Raw genomic sequence first — 14,205 nt, 5'->3', positions numbered from 1 at the left:
AGTGCCAACGGGCCTTTGGAAGGATTCAACTATCGTGATGGGCGTAAGAGCACAACAAAAAGAGAAAACCCGGCGTTCGCTGGTGGAAGCCGCATTCAGTCAACTGAGTGCTGAGCGGAGTTTTGCCAGTTTGAGCCTGCGTGAAGTGGCGCGCGAGGCCGGGATTGCGCCAACGTCCTTCTATCGTCATTTCCGTGATGTGGATGAACTGGGCCTGACCATGGTCGACGAGAGCGGTTTGATGCTGCGCCAGCTTATGCGTCAGGCGCGTCAGCGTATCGCCAAAGGCGGCAGCGTGATCCGCACCTCCGTGTCGACATTTATGGAATTTATCGGCAATAACCCTAACGCGTTTCGCCTGCTGTTGCGTGAGCGTTCCGGAACTTCAGCCGCGTTTCGTGCCGCCGTCGCGCGTGAAATTCAGCATTTCATCGCGGAACTTGCCGACTATCTTGAACTCGAAAACCATATGCCGCGTGCGTTTACTGAAGCACAGGCCGAGGCGATGGTGACGATTGTTTTCAGCGCGGGTGCCGAAGCGCTGGATGTCAGCATTGAACAACGTAAGCAACTCGAAGAGCGACTGGTATTGCAGCTGCGGATGATTTCTAAAGGTGCGTACTACTGGTATCGCCGTGAACAAGAGAAGTTGGCACATCAAAACGATGAGTGAAGGTGAGTAATGAAACAGTCAGGTCAGGATAAAGGAACGCTGTTGCTGGCATTGATCGCTGGCTTATCCATTAATGGTACGTTTGCGGCGGTTTTTAGCTCAATTGTACCGTTCTCGATTTTCCCGATTATCGCGCTGGTGCTGACGGTGTACTGCCTGCATCAACGTTATCTGAACCGCACCATGCCGGTTGGGTTACCGGGACTGGCCGCAGCCTGTTTTATTCTGGGTGTACTGTTGTACAGCACCGTGGTGCGCGCAGAGTATCCGGATATTGGCTCTAACTTCCTGCCTGCGGTACTGTCTGTGGCGCTGGTGTTCTGGATTGGCTCGCGCATGCGTAGCCGCAAGAGCCAGTTACCGGAGTAATGAATTATTTGTAGGGCAGGTAAGCGAAGCGCCATCTGCCAAAAAATGCCGGATGGCGCTACGCTTATCCGGCCTACAGATCACCGTGCGGTAAGTAAAACGCCGCACTCCATATGGTGCGTATACGGGAACTGATCGAACAGCGCCAGACGTTCAACCTTGTGCGTCTGGCTTAATGTTTCCAGATTCTTGCACAGCGTCTCCGGGTTACAGGAGATGTACAAAATACGCGGGTACGCCTGCACCATCTTCTCGGTTTCGCTGTCCAGGCCACTGCGCGGCGGATCGACAAAAATTGTCTCACACTGGTAGCTCTTCAAATCAATCCCTTGCAGGCGGTTAAACTCGCGTACGCCGTTCATCGCCTGGGTAAATTCTTCTGCCGCCATACGAATAATTTGTACGTTATCAATATGGTTAGCGGCGATGTTGTACTGCGCGGCTGCCACCGACGGTTTGGCGATTTCCGTCGCCAGCACGCGCTCGAAATTACGCGCCAGCGCCAGCGAGAAGTTGCCGTTACCGCAGTAGAGCTCCAGCAGATCGCCCTTAGACCCTTCTGTCGCCTTCAGCGCCCACTCAAGCATCTGCACGTTCATGGCGGCGTTCGGCTGGGTGAAGCTGTTCTCTACCTGACGGTAAACCATCTCTTTACCTGCTACCGGCAGACGCTCGTCGATGTAATCCTGGTCCAGCATGATTTTGGTTTTGGTCGCGCGGCCAATCAGGTGCACGTTGATGTTCTGCGCGCGCAGCGCATCGCGCAGGGCTTCTGCCTGCTCGCGCCACTCGTCGGTCAGCGCTTTGTGATAGAGCAGAGAAACAATGGCCTGATTGCTTTGGGTGGTCAGGTAGTCAATCTGGAACAGCTTGTTGCGCAGCACCGGATTGTTGCGTACACCGTCGATCATTAGCGTCATCAGCTGGTTGATGAGCTCACTCGCCGCCGGAAAACTGTCTACGCGAATGCGGGATTTCGTCTGCTGATCGAAAATGATGTGGTACAGGTCATCGCCATCGTGCCAGATGCGGAACTCAGCGCGCATACGGTAGTGGCTGACCGGAGAACGAAACACCTCGGGAACCGGCGCGTTGAAAGGCGTCATCATACTTTGCAGGCGGACAACTTTTTCTGCCAGCTGTGCGTCGTACTGTTCTGTCGGGAGGTGTTCGGGGGTCATGATGCGTCCTGAGTGATAAAGAATTACGCGGGGATTGTAGGGATTGTGCAGTGGATGTCCAGATTTAATGGCTAATAGCTATCTGGACATCTATACGTGTCTAATTGTAGCATTCTGTTTCCGGTCTCCTGAGAGTGAAAAGGGAATCCAGTGCAAATCTGGAGCTGACGCGCAGCGGTAAAGACTGGCGGGATGAGAGTTGTAGACACTGTGAAAATGGGAAGTCTTCATCCGTATAACGCCACCCAGCCCGAAGACCTGCCGGGATCACGTCGCATTTGGTTTCATCATCGCGTGCTATCGATGAGGCCTGCGGCATCCTTCTTATATTGTGGATGCTTTAACAATGATTAAAAAAGTATCGCTGTTGACGGCGTTTTCCGTCACGGCATTTTCGGGCTGGGCGCAGGAAAGCGCCGACTCGTTGGTGGTGACAGCAAACCGTTTCGAACAACCAGCAAAAACCGTTCTGGCTCCGACCTCCGTCGTGACCCGTGAGGATATTGAACGCTGGCAGGCAACGAGTGTTGTGGAAATCATGTCACGCCTGCCGGGTGTGGACATCGCACAAAGCGGCGGGATGGGGTCAACCTCTTCAACGTTTATTCGCGGTACGGAATCCCGCCATGTTCTGGTACTGATTGATGGTATCCCCCTGAATAATGCCGGGATCAGCAATGTTCCCGATTTAAGCCAAATTCCGACGTCGCTGATTCAGCGTATTGAGTACATTCGCGGCCCACGTTCGGCGCTGTATGGCTCCGACGCGATTGGCGGTGTGATTAACATCATTACCGGGCGCGACAAGCCGGGTGCAGAAATTTCTGCGGGTGTCGGTTCAAAGGGGTATCAAAACTATAACGGTGCCTTCCAGCAGGTGTTCGATAAAACCAAAATCACCATGGCCGGTGATTATACCTATACCCGTGGTTTTGATATTGCCGCAAAAGATGCCCCGCGCCAGCCAGACCGCGATGGTTTTATGAGTAAATCGCTATTTGGCTCGGTGGAGCAGCAGTTTACCGACAGCGTCAGTGGGTTCTTCCGTGGCTTTGGCTACGATAACCGCTCCGCGTATGACGGTTACGATCACTATGGTGCGACCGGCATTGATGGGCGGCCGGACACGCGTCAGGTTTACAGCCAGAATTGGGACACCGGGTTGCGCTATAACCAGGGTATTTTCCAGTCACAGCTGGTGGCAGGGTATGGCCGTAGCAAAGATCAGAACTATGATCCGAAAAAAGGCCGCTACGCTGACTCCGCAACCATGGATGACGTGAAGCAGTACACCACCCAGTGGCTGAATACGGTTGAAGTGGGTCACGGCAATATCGGCGCGGGTCTGGACTGGCAGAAGCAGAAAACCCAGGCGGGTACGGGCTATCTGGAAAAAGGTTACGAACAACGTAATACCGGCGTGTTCCTTTCGGCGATGCAGCAGTTCAACAGCGTGACGCTGGAAGCGGCGGCGCGTAATGACGATAACTCTAATTTTGGCAATCACGCCACCTGGCAGACCAGCGCCGCATGGGAGTTCATCGAGGGGTATCGCATCATCGGTTCTTACGGTACAGCGTATAAAGCACCGACCATGAGCCAGATCCACAGTAAAGATTACGGTAATCCGGATCTGAAGCCAGAAGAGAGTAAGCAGTGGGAAGGTGGCTTTGAAGGTCTGACGGGGCCGGTAAACTGGCGTGTGACGGGCTATCGTAATGATATCGATAACCTCATTAATAGCGACCCGCGGACTTACCGTTATTACAACGTCGATGAAGCCCGTATTAAAGGAATCGAGGCGACGGCCCAGTTCGACACTGGCCCGGTAGGGCATCAGATTTCTTACGACTACGTCGACCCGCGTAATGCGAAAACTAACGAAGTCCTGGCTCGTCGCTCAAAGCAACAGGTTAAGTATCAGCTTGACTGGCAGGTGTGGGATCTCGACTGGAATCTGGCGTACCGTTATCTGGGCACTCGCTATGACGTTGCCGTTGATCCGAATACCTACGCCACAGAACGCGTGAAAATGGGCGGCGTCAGCCTGTGGGACGTCGCGGTTTCATATCCTGTCACCTCTCATCTCACAGTTCGTGGTAAAATAGCCAACCTGTTCGATAAAGATTACGAGACAGTTTATGGCTACCAAACTGCAGGACGGGAATACACCTTGTCTGGCAGCTACACCTTCTGATCCGCGTCCCACCGTGCTGGTGTTTGATTCCGGCGTCGGTGGGCTGTCGGTCTATGATGAGATTCGGCAGCTCCTGCCGGATCTCCATTACATCTACGCCTTCGATAACGTCGCGTTCCCGTATGGGGAAAAGAGTGAAGACTTTATTGTTGAGCGCGTGGTTGAAATCGTCACCGCGGTACAAAAGCGTTATCCCCTGGCGCTGGCGGTCATTGCCTGTAATACGGCAAGCACGGTCTCTCTTCCTGCCCTGCGCGAAAAATTCCCGTTCCCGGTTGTGGGCGTTGTTCCGGCAATCAAACCTGCGGCGCGTCTGACGGCGAACGGCATTGTGGGGTTGCTGGCTACGCGCGGTACGGTAAAACGTCCTTATACGCGTGAGCTTATAGAGCGCTTTGCCAATGAATGCCAGATCGCCATGCTCGGCTCCGCGGAGCTGGTGGAAATGGCGGAAGCGAAACTGCACGGCGAGACGGTATCGCTTGAAGAGCTGCGTCGTATTTTGCGTCCATGGCTGCGGATGCAGGAACCACCGGATACGGTTGTTCTTGGCTGCACCCATTTCCCGCTATTACAGGAAGAGCTGTTAAAGGTTCTGCCTGAAGGGACCCGGCTGGTGGATTCCGGTGCTGCGATTGCGCGTCGGACGGCCTGGCTGCTGGAACACGAGGCGCCGGATGCGAAATCAGCGGATGCGAACATCGCTTTCTGTATGGCGATAACAAAAGAAACCGAACAACTTTTGCCCGTTTTACGTCGTTATGGCTTCGAAACGCTCGAAAAACTGGCGCTGTAGCACGGTTTTGAGCAAAAAAGAGACGGTTGAACGTTTTTTTTCAAAGAGGGGTTGTCAACGTCGGAGAACTCCCTATAATGCGCCTCCACTGACACGGAACAACGGCTTACAAGCCGCCGGGACAGCGGGGTTCAGAGATGAACGCCAACAGAGAAAAGTGAAAATAATTGCTTGACTCTGAATGAGGAAAACGTAATATACGGGACCTCGCAACGATGAGCTGAAAGCCGCGTTGCAACTGCTCTTTAACAATTTATCAGACAATCTGTGTGGGCACTCAAAGTGACATGGATTCTTAATGTCCTCGGACACTAAATGAATACCAAGTCTCAACGAGTGAACACGTAATTCATTACGAAGTTTAATTCATTGAGCATCAAACTTTTAAATTGAAGAGTTTGATCATGGCTCAGATTGAACGCTGGCGGCAGGCCTAACACATGCAAGTCGAACGGTAACAGGAAGCAGCTTGCTGCTTCGCTGACGAGTGGCGGACGGGTGAGTAATGTCTGGGAAACTGCCTGATGGAGGGGGATAACTACTGGAAACGGTAGCTAATACCGCATAACGTCGCAAGACCAAAGAGGGGGACCTTCGGGCCTCTTGCCATCGGATGTGCCCAGATGGGATTAGCTAGTAGGTGGGGTAACGGCTCACCTAGGCGACGATCCCTAGCTGGTCTGAGAGGATGACCAGCCACACTGGAACTGAGACACGGTCCAGACTCCTACGGGAGGCAGCAGTGGGGAATATTGCACAATGGGCGCAAGCCTGATGCAGCCATGCCGCGTGTATGAAGAAGGCCTTCGGGTTGTAAAGTACTTTCAGCGGGGAGGAAGGCGATAAGGTTAATAACCTTGTCGATTGACGTTACCCGCAGAAGAAGCACCGGCTAACTCCGTGCCAGCAGCCGCGGTAATACGGAGGGTGCAAGCGTTAATCGGAATTACTGGGCGTAAAGCGCACGCAGGCGGTCTGTCAAGTCGGATGTGAAATCCCCGGGCTCAACCTGGGAACTGCATTCGAAACTGGCAGGCTAGAGTCTTGTAGAGGGGGGTAGAATTCCAGGTGTAGCGGTGAAATGCGTAGAGATCTGGAGGAATACCGGTGGCGAAGGCGGCCCCCTGGACAAAGACTGACGCTCAGGTGCGAAAGCGTGGGGAGCAAACAGGATTAGATACCCTGGTAGTCCACGCCGTAAACGATGTCGACTTGGAGGTTGTGCCCTTGAGGCGTGGCTTCCGGAGCTAACGCGTTAAGTCGACCGCCTGGGGAGTACGGCCGCAAGGTTAAAACTCAAATGAATTGACGGGGGCCCGCACAAGCGGTGGAGCATGTGGTTTAATTCGATGCAACGCGAAGAACCTTACCTACTCTTGACATCCAGAGAACTTTCCAGAGATGGATTGGTGCCTTCGGGAACTCTGAGACAGGTGCTGCATGGCTGTCGTCAGCTCGTGTTGTGAAATGTTGGGTTAAGTCCCGCAACGAGCGCAACCCTTATCCTTTGTTGCCAGCGGTTAGGCCGGGAACTCAAAGGAGACTGCCAGTGATAAACTGGAGGAAGGTGGGGATGACGTCAAGTCATCATGGCCCTTACGAGTAGGGCTACACACGTGCTACAATGGCGCATACAAAGAGAAGCGACCTCGCGAGAGCAAGCGGACCTCATAAAGTGCGTCGTAGTCCGGATTGGAGTCTGCAACTCGACTCCATGAAGTCGGAATCGCTAGTAATCGTGGATCAGAATGCCACGGTGAATACGTTCCCGGGCCTTGTACACACCGCCCGTCACACCATGGGAGTGGGTTGCAAAAGAAGTAGGTAGCTTAACCTTCGGGAGGGCGCTTACCACTTTGTGATTCATGACTGGGGTGAAGTCGTAACAAGGTAACCGTAGGGGAACCTGCGGTTGGATCACCTCCTTACCTTAAAGAACCTGCCTTTGTAGTGCTCACACAGATTGTCTGATGAAAAACAGCAGTAAAAAACCTCTACAGGCTTGTAGCTCAGGTGGTTAGAGCGCACCCCTGATAAGGGTGAGGTCGGTGGTTCAAGTCCACTCAGGCCTACCAAATTTTTGCTGATGCTGCGTTGCGGCGACACTCACATACATAAGTATGCTTCGTGTCACCACGCCTTGCCTCAACAAAAATTACCGGTACAGAGGTGACTACGATGGGGCTATAGCTCAGCTGGGAGAGCGCCTGCCTTGCACGCAGGAGGTCTGCGGTTCGATCCCGCATAGCTCCACCATCTTTTACTGCGAACACAAGAAAACTTCAGAGTGAACCTGAAAAGGTGCACTGCGAAGTTTTGCTCTTTAAAAATCTGGATCAAGCTGAAAATTGAAACGACACACAGCTCATGTGTGTTCGAGTCTCTCAAATTTTCGCAATCAGAAGTGAAACATCTTCGGGTTGTGAGGTTAAGCGACTAAGCGTACACGGTGGATGCCCTGGCAGTCAGAGGCGATGAAGGACGTGCTAATCTGCGAAAAGCGCCGGCGAGGTGATATGAACCTTTGACCCGGCGATGTCCGAATGGGGAAACCCAGTGCAATCCGTTGCACTATCGTTAACTGAATACATAGGTTAACGAGGCGAACCGGGGGAACTGAAACATCTAAGTACCCCGAGGAAAAGAAATCAACCGAGATTCCCCCAGTAGCGGCGAGCGAACGGGGAGCAGCCCGGAGTCTGAATCAGCTTGTGTGTTAGTGGAACGGTCTGGAAAGTCCGACGGTACAGGGTGATAGTCCCGTACACGAAAATGCACATGCTGTGAACTCGAAGAGTAGGGCGGGACACGTGGTATCCTGTCTGAATATGGGGGGACCATCCTCCAAGGCTAAATACTCCTGACTGACCGATAGTGAACCAGTACCGTGAGGGAAAGGCGAAAAGAACCCCGGCGAGGGGAGTGAAAAAGAACCTGAAACCGTGTACGTACAAGCAGTGGGAGCCTCTTTATGGGGTGACTGCGTACCTTTTGTATAATGGGTCAGCGACTTATATTCTGTAGCAAGGTTAACCGTATAGGGGAGCCGAAGGGAAACCGAGTCTTAACTGGGCGTTAAGTTGCAGGGTATAGACCCGAAACCCGGTGATCTAGCCATGGGCAGGTTGAAGGTTGGGTAACACTAACTGGAGGACCGAACCGACTAATGTTGAAAAATTAGCGGATGACCTGTGGCTGGGGGTGAAAGGCCAATCAAACCGGGAGATAGCTGGTTCTCCCCGAAAGCTATTTAGGTAGCGCCTCGTGAATTCATCTTCGGGGGTAGAGCACTGTTTCGGCTAGGGGGCCATCCCGGCTTACCAACCCGATGCAAACTACGAATACCGAAGAATGTTATCACGGGAGACACACGGCGGGTGCTAACGTCCGTCGTGAAGAGGGAAACAACCCAGACCGCCAGCTAAGGTCCCAAAGTCATGGTTAAGTGGGAAACGATGTGGGAAGGCACAGACAGCCAGGATGTTGGCTTAGAAGCAGCCATCATTTAAAGAAAGCGTAATAGCTCACTGGTCGAGTCGGCCTGCGCGGAAGATGTAACGGGGCTAAACCATGCACCGAAGCTGCGGCAGCGACACTATGTGTTGTTGGGTAGGGGAGCGTTCTGTAAGCCGTTGAAGGTGTGCTGTGAGGCATGCTGGAGGTATCAGAAGTGCGAATGCTGACATAAGTAACGATAAAGCGGGTGAAAAGCCCGCTCGCCGGAAGACCAAGGGTTCCTGTCCAACGTTAATCGGGGCAGGGTGAGTCGACCCCTAAGGCGAGGCCGAAAGGCGTAGTCGATGGGAAACAGGTTAATATTCCTGTACTTGGTGTTACTGCGAAGGGGGGACGGAGAAGGCTATGTCAGCCGGGCGACGGTTGTCCCGGTTTAAGCATGTAGGCGGAGGTTCCAGGTAAATCCGGTACCTTGTTAACGCTGAGGTGTGATGACGAGGCACTACGGTGCTGAAGTGATAAATGCCCTGCTTCCAGGAAAAGCCTCTAAGCATCAGGTAACACGAAATCGTACCCCAAACCGACACAGGTGGTCAGGTAGAGAATACCAAGGCGCTTGAGAGAACTCGGGTGAAGGAACTAGGCAAAATGGTGCCGTAACTTCGGGAGAAGGCACGCTGATGTGTAGGTGAAGCCCCTGCGGGCGGAGCTGAAATCAGTCGAAGATACCAGCTGGCTGCAACTGTTTATTAAAAACACAGCACTGTGCAAACACGAAAGTGGACGTATACGGTGTGACGCCTGCCCGGTGCCGGAAGGTTAATTGATGGGGTTAGCGGCAACGCGAAGCTCTTGATCGAAGCCCCGGTAAACGGCGGCCGTAACTATAACGGTCCTAAGGTAGCGAAATTCCTTGTCGGGTAAGTTCCGACCTGCACGAATGGCGTAATGATGGCCAGGCTGTCTCCACCCGAGACTCAGTGAAATTGAACTCGCTGTGAAGATGCAGTGTACCCGCGGCAAGACGGAAAGACCCCGTGAACCTTTACTATAGCTTGACACTGAACACTGGTCCTTGATGTGTAGGATAGGTGGGAGGCTTTGAAGCGTGGACGCCAGTCTGCGTGGAGCCAACCTTGAAATACCACCCTTTAATGGCTGGTGTTCTAACGTAGACCCGTTACCCGGGTTGCGGACAGTGTCTGGTGGGTAGTTTGACTGGGGCGGTCTCCTCCCAAAGAGTAACGGAGGAGCACGAAGGTTGGCTAATCCTGGTCGGACATCAGGAGGTTAGTGCAATGGCATAAGCCAGCTTGACTGCGAGCGTGACGGCGCGAGCAGGTGCGAAAGCAGGTCATAGTGATCCGGTGGTTCTGAATGGAAGGGCCATCGCTCAACGGATAAAAGGTACTCCGGGGATAACAGGCTGATACCGCCCAAGAGTTCATATCGACGGCGGTGTTTGGCACCTCGATGTCGGCTCATCACATCCTGGGGCTGAAGTAGGTCCCAAGGGTATGGCTGTTCGCCATTTAAAGTGGTACGCGAGCTGGGTTTAGAACGTCGTGAGACAGTTCGGTCCCTATCTGCCGTGGGCGCTGGAGAATTGAGGGGGGCTGCTCCTAGTACGAGAGGACCGGAGTGGACGCATCACTGGTGTTCGGGTTGTCATGCCAATGGCACTGCCCGGTAGCTAAATGCGGAAGAGATAAGTGCTGAAAGCATCTAAGCACGAAACTTGCCCCGAGATGAGTTCTCCCTGAGACTTTAAGTCTCCTGAAGGAACGTTGAAGACGACGACGTTGATAGGTCGGGTGTGTAAGCGCAGCGATGCGTTGAGCTAACCGATACTAATGAACCGTGAGGCTTAACCTTACAACGCCGAAGGTGTTTTGGCGAAGAGACAGAAGATTTTCAGCCTGATACAGATTAACAGAATTTGCCTGGCGGCTTTAGCGCGGTGGTCCCACCTGACCCCATGCCGAACTCAGAAGTGAAACGCCGTAGCGCCGATGGTAGTGTGGGGTCTCCCCATGTGAGAGTAGGGAACTGCCAGGCATCAAATTAAGTAGTAAGCCGGTGCATTAATCCGGTGGTTACAGAAGTATTCGGTGGAGCGGTAGTTCAGTCGGTTAGAATACCTGCCTGTCACGCAGGGGGTCGCGGGTTCGAGTCCCGTCCGTTCCGCCACTTATTAAGACATTAAGCCTGCCCTTCCGGCAGGCTTAATGGCAAAAACTTTAGGGGCGTAGCTCAGTTGGTAGAGCACCGGTCTCCAAAACCGGGTGTCGCGAGTTCGAGTCTCTCCGCCCCTGCCATATAGAATCCTTTGCTTCGGCAAAGGATTTTTTTTGCCTGCAAAACAGCTCAACACCTTCCTGAAGAATAAGCAGCCTGCGTTTCCGCAGGCTGTTGCGTTAATCCAGTATGCTGGTTTTTAACAGATCTTTTATCTGTGACTGCTTATCGCTGTTTTGCAGCCAAATGGCATACAGCGGCCTGGAGAGCGTTGTCGAATCGGTGACAACATGGAGTGCGGGTTTATTATCCGCCCAGCGAACAGGTAACCAGGTACAGCCTTTCAATGCGGGAAGATGCTGGCATGCGATCTCCGCTGAGCTTGTCGTGAGCTGCGGGATATCATCGCTGGCAATTAACCCCGTCTCGTGTTGCTGAAAATCAGGCCCCCATTCCAGGCGTAAATAATTCAGGTCGGCCTTCATCATTGCAGGCTCCGATGCATAGAGCGCCAGGCTAAACTGTCCAACAATCTGGCTGCTAAATTCGTCCATCTTGGGGGCTTCTGTGGTGATCAGCAGATCAAGCTGCCGCTCGTGGAGTTGCTTAACCAGCGACTGACGTTGCGCAATCCTCGCCTCAAATTGCAGATGATTGTGTGTGCGATATAGCCGCATAAGCCACTGGCTGAGCATGCATTCCCATAGTGAAGCGCTGGCACCAATCGAGAATTCATTATGCCGGGAGGTGTGCGCAACCTCCTTTCGCGCTGCCTGCCAGGTATTCATCAGGGTTTCTGCATAAGGCAACAACTTTTCACCAGCCGGAGTTAAACGAATATTGTTGCGATGGCGGGTAAAAAGGTTCACACCCAGTTGATTTTCCAGCTGTCGAATACGAAAACTGACTGCTGACTGCGTCAGGTAGAGGGCTTCAGCTGCTCGCCCAAAGTGTCGCGTTCTGCTCACTTCGAGGAAAGTTTTTAGCAATTCCGTATCCACATCTTTCTCCACAAAATTATTTGTCGTTATGATTTAAATGTTTTGTTTTACACTCTGTCAAGCGTAACTAATACTCCGCGCCATAAATAGCTCGGCCAAAGAATTAGGAGCGTGTAGGATGGCGGAAAGCTTTACGACGACTAATCGTTTTTTCGACAATAAACATTACCCGCGCGGGTTCTCTCGTCACGGCGATTTCACTATCAAAGAAGCTCAACTTCTTGAGCGCCATGGTTATGCCTTTAACGAGCTGGATCTGGGTAAACGTGAACCGGCAACCGAAGATGAAAAACAGTTTGTCTCTGTTTGCCGTGGTGAGCGTGAGCCGCAGTCTGATGCAGAACGTGTATGGATCAAGTATATGGCTCGCATTAAGCGTCCTAAGCGTTTCCATACGCTGTCTGGCGGTAAGCCGCAGATGGAAGGTGCAGAAGACTACACCGAGTCTGACGATTAAGAAGAGAAGGGGCTACGGCCCCTTTTTTTATGCCAGCATTTTTTGCAGATGCAACAGCAGCCGATCGATCGCACGATAACTTAATGCCTCCTGCAAATGCCGCCTCTCTATTCCGGGGCAGCCCTCCACGTCGGCGACCGTGCGCGCTACTTTCAACAAACGCTGCCACGCGCGAATGGATAGCCCAAACCGCGTCAGTGTCTCTTCCAGCCAGCCTGCATCTTCAGCGTTGAGAGAACAAAACTGTCGGATCCCGCTGTTATCCAGCCGGGCATTCAGCCTGTTCTGACGAGCATACTGCCGCGCCTGCGCCGCAATAACCCGTTCACGCACAGTTGCTGAGCTTTCGCCCCTAATACCGGTTTGCCTCAGCAGACCGGGCGGGGGCAGGGGGATCTCGAGAGATAAATCAAAACGGTCGAGGAAGGGGCCAGACAGCTTACTCAGATAGCGCAGCGTCTGCTCCGGCGTACAGCGGTTATGATTGCCCTGATAATGACCCGTAGGGCTAGGGTTCATCGCGGCGACCAGCTGAAACTGCGCAGGGTAGCTTATTTTGGCCCGTGTACGAGACAAATGGATTTCGCCGGATTCAATCGGCTCCCGCAATGCATCCAGCACGCGGCGTTCAAACTCTGGCAATTCATCCAGAAACAAAATGCCGTTGTGCGCCAGTGAGATTTCACCCGGTCCGGGGATCGAACCCCCGCCCACCATCGCGGTAAGAGACGCACTGTGGTGTGGAGAGCGGAAAGGACGGCGGCGCCACTGTTTATGCAGCGACGTAGAACTGACCAGGCTAAATATCGCGGCGCTTTCCAGTGCTTCATGATTATTGAGGGGTGGCAACAGGCCGCTCAATCTGCTCGCCAGCATCGTTTTCCCCGTGCCTGGCGGACCTATCAGTAACAGGTTATGCCCACCCGCGGCCGTTATCTCTAACGCCCGTTTACCCTGTTCCTGACCCATAATATCGCTGAGATCCTCGGGCGAAGCTGGCGCCACCTCGTCATTCTCCTGCGGCTCGGCAAGCTCGTGTCGGCCTTCCAGCCAGGCGCAAACCTCTTGCAAATGTCCCGCGACAAGACACCCCTTTTCGGCGATAAGGCTTACTTCAGAGGCATTTTCATTGGCCACAATGATTTGTCTTCCCGCGCGTATGGCTTCAAGCGCACCCGAGATTGCTCCGGGAACGCCTCTTAACGCGCCTGTAAGCGCTAATTCACCCACGAACTCACACGAGCTTAGCCCTGGCGTATTGAGCTGTTCAGAAGCCGCGAGAAGCGCTATAGCAATAGGTAAATCATATCGCCCTCCCTCCTTTGGCAAATCGGCGGGCGCAAGGTTAATGGTGATCTTCTTCGCCGGAAAAGCATAACCGCTATTAATAATTGCGCTGCGCACGCGATCCCTCGCCTCTTTAACGGTCGTTTCTGGTAAGCCGACCAGCGTCAGTCCGGGCAGTCCATTACTTAAATGAACCTCTACAGAAATAAGCGGTGCCTTCACGCCGATGGCCGCGCGTGTATAAACAACTGACAGTGACATAAGCCCTCCTTGGCGGTGACTATGCCAGCATCATTTTTTCCTGTTTAGCACTAATTCACTGAATTACGGCGCTCGTTCCAGCCTTTTAGCGGCAAAATGTAATCCTTACATGTCGGTGGAGTCGGCCTCGCAGAAAAGAAATCATGCGCGCCTTGCCGGATGAAGCAGGACAAAAAAATGAAAAATCTTCATTTCTATTTTTTCCCTATATAAAACAACGATTTTGAAAGAAATAGTTCGCATGCTACAGATATAGGTCATAAAAAAATCTTGTGTCAGATGAAATATC

Annotated in this window: 8 protein-coding genes, 4 tRNA genes, 3 rRNA genes and 1 riboswitch; of the genes, 12 read left to right on the top strand and 3 right to left on the bottom strand. The window is 53.0% G+C overall.

What is annotated here, in order from left to right; translation table 11 throughout:
* Positions 1-34 precede the first annotated feature (34 nt).
* Both fabR and FZF21_RS21355 read left to right on the top strand, forming a co-directional pair.
* A complete protein-coding gene (fabR, locus tag FZF21_RS21360; protein WP_003862059.1) occupies positions 35-673 on the top strand; it encodes an HTH-type transcriptional repressor FabR in 639 nt (212 codons plus the stop codon).
* Positions 674-682: 9 nt separating this feature from the next.
* Positions 683-1,042, top strand: a complete 360-nt coding sequence (locus tag FZF21_RS21355; protein WP_017383113.1) for a YijD family membrane protein — start codon at positions 683-685, stop codon at positions 1,040-1,042.
* 80 nt (positions 1,043-1,122) lie between these two features.
* Here the strand turns inward: FZF21_RS21355 and trmA are convergent, their stop codons facing one another.
* Positions 1,123-2,223, bottom strand: a complete 1,101-nt coding sequence (trmA, locus tag FZF21_RS21350) for a tRNA (uridine(54)-C5)-methyltransferase TrmA (RefSeq protein WP_003862063.1) — start codon at positions 2,221-2,223, stop codon at positions 1,123-1,125.
* Between the two features lie 104 nt (positions 2,224-2,327).
* Positions 2,328-2,504, top strand: a riboswitch (cobalamin riboswitch).
* Between the two features lie 65 nt (positions 2,505-2,569).
* Here trmA and btuB point away from each other — a divergent pair.
* The 9 genes from btuB to FZF21_RS21305 all read left to right on the top strand — a co-directional run bounded on the left by btuB (position 2,570) and on the right by FZF21_RS21305 (position 10,990).
* Positions 2,570-4,420 (top strand): TonB-dependent vitamin B12 receptor BtuB, encoded by a 1,851-nt coding sequence (gene btuB / locus FZF21_RS21345; protein ID WP_023304629.1) that lies wholly within the window; start codon positions 2,570-2,572, stop codon positions 4,418-4,420.
* Positions 4,365-5,216 carry a glutamate racemase gene (gene murI / locus FZF21_RS21340; protein WP_003862067.1) on the top strand — a complete coding sequence of 284 codons (852 nt, stop codon included), beginning with the start codon at positions 4,365-4,367 and terminating at the stop codon, positions 5,214-5,216. Before btuB ends, murI begins: the two co-directional genes overlap by 56 nt.
* A 386-nt stretch (positions 5,217-5,602) precedes the next feature.
* A 16S ribosomal RNA gene (locus tag FZF21_RS21335) occupies positions 5,603-7,144 on the top strand.
* A 70-nt stretch (positions 7,145-7,214) separates the two neighbouring features.
* Positions 7,215-7,291 (top strand) — tRNA-Ile (locus FZF21_RS21330).
* Between the two features lie 105 nt (positions 7,292-7,396).
* A tRNA-Ala gene (locus FZF21_RS21325) sits at positions 7,397-7,472 on the top strand.
* 170 nt (positions 7,473-7,642) lie between these two features.
* A 23S ribosomal RNA gene (locus tag FZF21_RS21320) occupies positions 7,643-10,547 on the top strand.
* Between the two features lie 67 nt (positions 10,548-10,614).
* Positions 10,615-10,730, top strand: a 5S ribosomal RNA gene (gene rrf, locus FZF21_RS21315).
* The 16S, 23S and 5S rRNA genes sit together here with 4 tRNA genes alongside, the layout of an rRNA operon.
* Before the next feature lie 55 nt (positions 10,731-10,785).
* Positions 10,786-10,862 (top strand) — tRNA-Asp (locus FZF21_RS21310).
* Positions 10,863-10,914: 52 nt separating this feature from the next.
* Positions 10,915-10,990: transfer RNA gene (locus tag FZF21_RS21305), tRNA-Trp, on the top strand.
* A 99-nt stretch (positions 10,991-11,089) separates the two neighbouring features.
* Here the strand turns inward: FZF21_RS21305 and hdfR are convergent.
* Positions 11,090-11,911 (bottom strand): HTH-type transcriptional regulator HdfR, encoded by an 822-nt coding sequence (gene hdfR, locus FZF21_RS21300; RefSeq protein ID WP_017693775.1) that lies wholly within the window; start codon positions 11,909-11,911, stop codon positions 11,090-11,092.
* Positions 11,912-12,029: 118 nt separating this feature from the next.
* On the opposite strand from hdfR, the gene FZF21_RS21295 reads away from it, so the two are divergent.
* Positions 12,030-12,368 carry a DUF413 domain-containing protein gene (locus FZF21_RS21295; RefSeq protein ID WP_006808641.1) on the top strand — a complete coding sequence of 113 codons (339 nt, stop codon included), beginning with the start codon at positions 12,030-12,032 and terminating at the stop codon, positions 12,366-12,368.
* 27 nt (positions 12,369-12,395) lie between these two features.
* On the opposite strand, the gene FZF21_RS21290 is transcribed toward FZF21_RS21295, so the two are convergent.
* Entirely contained in the window at positions 12,396-13,916 is a 1,521-nt protein-coding gene (locus FZF21_RS21290) for a YifB family Mg chelatase-like AAA ATPase (RefSeq protein ID WP_032620478.1), read from the bottom strand.
* Positions 13,917-14,205: the final 289 nt, after the last annotated feature.

Source organism: Enterobacter sp. LU1 (assembly GCF_008271405.2).
Taxonomy (GTDB): Bacteria; Pseudomonadota; Gammaproteobacteria; order Enterobacterales; family Enterobacteriaceae; genus Enterobacter; species Enterobacter hormaechei_C.
Note: the sequence above shows the minus strand (reverse complement) of the source record. Positions and strands in the feature narration are given on the sequence as shown.